Source organism: Phenylobacterium sp., from assembly GCF_044358365.1.
Classification (GTDB): Bacteria; Pseudomonadota; Alphaproteobacteria; order Caulobacterales; family Caulobacteraceae; genus Phenylobacterium.
The window spans coordinates 1-3,704 of record NZ_JBIKNZ010000132.1 but is presented as its reverse complement, the minus strand read 5'-3'; the positions used below and the strand labels follow the sequence as shown (position 1 = coordinate 3,704).

Annotated in this window: 2 protein-coding genes; both read right to left on the bottom strand. The window is 66.3% G+C overall.

Annotated features, from left to right (window positions below):
- Positions 1–109: 109 nt before the first annotated feature.
- On the bottom strand, positions 110–1,339 hold the full coding sequence (locus ACIQ3B_RS18275; protein WP_397405130.1) for a type III-B CRISPR module-associated Cmr3 family protein: 1,230 nt from the start codon (positions 1,337–1,339) through the stop codon (positions 110–112).
- Positions 1,336–3,704 (bottom strand): type III-B CRISPR-associated protein Cas10/Cmr2 (gene cas10 / locus ACIQ3B_RS18270; RefSeq protein ID WP_397405128.1); only part of this gene is annotated, 2,369 nt, incomplete at its 5' end. The genes cas10 and ACIQ3B_RS18275, both read right to left, overlap by 4 nt.

Genomic DNA, 3,704 nt, shown 5'->3' with positions numbered 1-3,704 from the left:
ATGACTTCAACTTCGCCCTCGGGCGAACCCTTGGGCAACGGCAACACCAGCGGTTGGTCGGCTGTGAAACGAGCCTTCATGCGATGGGCATACATGGCATTCTCCTGTATTACGGTGACATCCAGTGCGCCAGACTGGCGCGATTGAAGCCCTCCGCCCGGCGGCTGGAATCCGCGCCGGTCTCGGTCCACAAGCCGCGCTCCACCAGTTTGCATAGCGCCTCTGGCGTGGCCTCCAGTTCATCCAGCCAGTAGACGCTGCCGGTGGGCGCGGCGCGCTGGGCGGGCTTGGGTTGCCATTGGGCCAGATCCCAGCCGGAGACGACCTCGGCGCGCGGCACGGCGGCGCAGACCAGACGGCCCTTGACGCCATGCAGGTCAAACCGATACCCGCCGTCGCCATGCCGGCTGATGCCGGTGGGCAGCCATCCTCCCCTCACCCCCGGCCCTTCGGCTCCGCTCAGGGCTGACTCTCCCGGCGGGAGCAGTGTGGAAAAAAGGCCCGGCGTGGTCAACACCAGCCGGCAGCGGCGGGCGGCGGCGATGGCGGCGTAGTCCGGTTCTGGCCAGGCCACCTCGGCAGGGGTCAATGCAGCGGCGCGACCGTCGCCGCCCAGGCGTAGCGTGCCGGTTTTGGGCAGGCTCGCCCCCTCCACTCGGGCCAGAAAGCCGACGCCGTGGCGCATCGCCACGGCCTGCACCGTAAACAATTTGCCATCGGCGGCGCAACGGGCCTCGGCATCCAGCCCCAGGCCGACGCGGGGGTCGATGGCCCAGAGTTCGCTGGCGTGTACCCAGTGCCCGACGGCGGGCGCCAGGCCCGCGAGATACTCGCGCCAGCCGGCGGCGGTCAGCCAATAACCCGACTCGGGCTTGCCGCGCTGGCGCTCAGCCAGCACCGGCAGCCAGGGCAGCGGCGCGGACGACAGGATTCGGGCGGACAGTTTCTGTCTCTCGTCCATTGTCAGCGAGGTTGGGGTTGGCGCACGGACCTGAAGCTGGCCACCATCATCACGGCTGATGACCAGATCAGCCGGCGGCGCGTACAGCGGTTCGACCGCGCCATCCGCTCCGCGGCGGGCCAGATGAAAGTCCGTGACGGTAAAGGGGCCGGGCCGTTTCGGCGTGCCCAGTTCGGGATGATCAATCTCGCCGCGGGCGAAGGCGGCCAGGTCCACGCCGGCATCGGCCAGCCGCCGCGCGCGCAGCGCGCCGGCAGCGGCAGAAGGCCAGGGCGGGATCAAGGCTTCGCCGTAACTGCCGGGATCGCCGAACAATTTGTTGCCGCGGAGAAACAATACGTCCAGGGGCTCGATGAAGCGGGTTTCCAGGGCGCTCATGCCTCACCTCCGGTGCGGGTTTCGCGAGCGAGGAACTCGCCCACGGTGAGAAAGTTCTCCAGCCATTTCAGCCGATCCTGGGACTGGGCGGCGGTCAGCACGGCCAGGCGTTGGGCCAGGCCGGGTGCTTGCGCCTGTAGCGATTTCTCGTCGGCCTGCCGCGCCAGTTGGTAGGTCAGCAGCGACTCCAGCAGACCGGAGTCATCGCCTGGATCGGGCAGATCGTGCAGCCACTCCAGGGTGTGATACACCGCCCGGCGGGAGACGCCCTCTGCGCGCAGGAAGGCAATCAGGTCGTTGAGCAGGCGGACCGGCTCGCCCCATTTCTCGGTCAACCGCAAGGCCCCGCCGGAGCGCTTGATGACGGTGATCGAAAAGGCATCGCGGCCGCCCTCCTGTTTGGCGCGCTGCTCCGCCGCCCGCAATTCGCGCAGCACCGCGCCCAGCGGCGCCTGATGATGGGCGATGACGGTGCCACAACTGGCGGTGGCATTTTTCCCCATCATCCGCATGAGTTTGAGCCTATTCCGGCCGCTACGGCGAACCTTGAGCGCTGCAAAGCCGTTCTGGAGTGTCAACCCCTGGTGCATACCGCCGGCATGGTCCGGGTCCTCGCCGGAATAGGCCTGGCGCAGGCGCTGCATGACCGGCAGTAGATCGGCCACCGGCAGCATGGCCAGCACGTCATCGCCGCCTGCGTAGATGACGCGGCCCAGATGTTCTTCCTCGACGATATGCCGCACGACGGTTTGCGAGAAATCGTTGAGCGCGCCGGAGATGGCCAGATGGCGGTTCGGCGAGATCGGCCGCTTTTGCTGGCCATAGGCCTGGATCAGCGGCTGTCCGGCAGCATGTTGATCGAAACCCGCCTGCACCTGGGGATGAAAGCTGTCGCGATAGGCAATCGCGGCCGGGTCATCATCCGCGCCCACACCGGAGAGCATCGCGCCCATGCGGTCGCCATCCAGCATGATGAGGGCATAGTAGGTTTCGAGGCGGCCGCCCTCCCCTGGCTCCCGCTCCCCTCGCACCGCTGGCTGAGCGGAGTCGAAGCCAGCCGTGTGGGTGAGGGTCTTCCGCACCAGCCGCAATGCCCGTTCATAGGCTTCGTCATCCTCTGCCTCCCGCGCCGCTTCGAGCATGGCAGGGATTCGTTTGGCTTGGGTCATCGTCTCTTTACTGACCTTACTGCTGTACTCTCGGATCAGCTTGCGAGGCAAAGCCACCTCCTGGTCTTGCAGTGTTTTTAACTCAGCCTCCAGGTTTTCAGTCGTTGGACCACCTGCAATCAGCCAATTTTCCAATGGCTTTGCCAGCGCCATGGTGTGGGTGGAGACGACGAAGCGACCGATGTCCTTCTTTTCGCCGCGTTCGCCCGCCGCCAACGCCTTGCCCACTTCTTCGGCAAACAGCGTCGGCCACAACCGCTTGATGGCGGGCAGAGCGCCCAGGTGTTCGCCTTTCTTGGCCCAGGCCGGTTTGCGGGCGGCGACTCGCGTCCAGAGGGTACCGGTACGTTGCCCCGGCGGCACGTCCAATTGGGCGCGGTCGGTGGTCAGCCATTCGGTTTCGCCGGTCAGCGAACAGCGCCAGCCATGCTGCTCGCTAGTCGCAAAAGTCCGGGCCGTCTTTGCAGCCGCCATGACGCGCTCGGCCAGGTCATAGACCGCCGGGTACAGGACGCCGGGGTTGGGGGCAAAGAAGGTGGTGCCGTCGCCCCAGTCAATTTCCTTGCGCAGCGCTTGCCAGGCTGGGGTGGCGAGGAAGCCGCCATCGCCCTCTTTCCCGAAGAAGGGCGCCATGGCGGCGGTCAGGCCGCTGGTGTCGAGGTCGGTCTGCCGCTCCTTGTTGCGGGGATGAATGAGCGAAAACGGTACAGCCGCCCAGTGAACTTCGGGAAAGCCTTCCAGTTGCTCCCGCATCTGCTCGAAAGGTGTCCGGGATTCCTTATCCAGGCCCGCCATGTCCAGCAATCGGCTCACGACATCCCGGCCGGTATTCAGCAACCACTCCCGGACTTTGACCGTGACCTGTTCGGCAATCGCCCGCGCCTGGCTGGCGGGCACGACGGCGACGAAACGGTTGGGCAACGCCGCCGAAAACAGTGGATTGGCATCGGTGCCGCCCTGCATCCATTCACAGTCCCTGAACAGATTGTCTGGCAGGTCCATCTGGTCGCGTAGCCACAGATCGACCTGGGGAATGCCGCGCAGCCGGGGAAACAGGATGGCATCCGGCCCCAGCGCCTCGCAGACCGGGCGCATGGCCTCCCAGCTCAGACGGGACAGCAGGTGGGAACCAGCCCACAGATCGGAGGTGCTGCGCGCCGCCGCGATGAAGCCCTGCACCGGGCCGATGGATAGCG

What these genes read in the sequence shown, in the direction of transcription:
- ACIQ3B_RS18275 (WP_397405130.1), bottom strand. Translation starts at nt 1,339, where the DNA reads ATGAGCGCCCTGGAAACCCGCTTCATCGAGCCCCTGGACGTATTGTTT.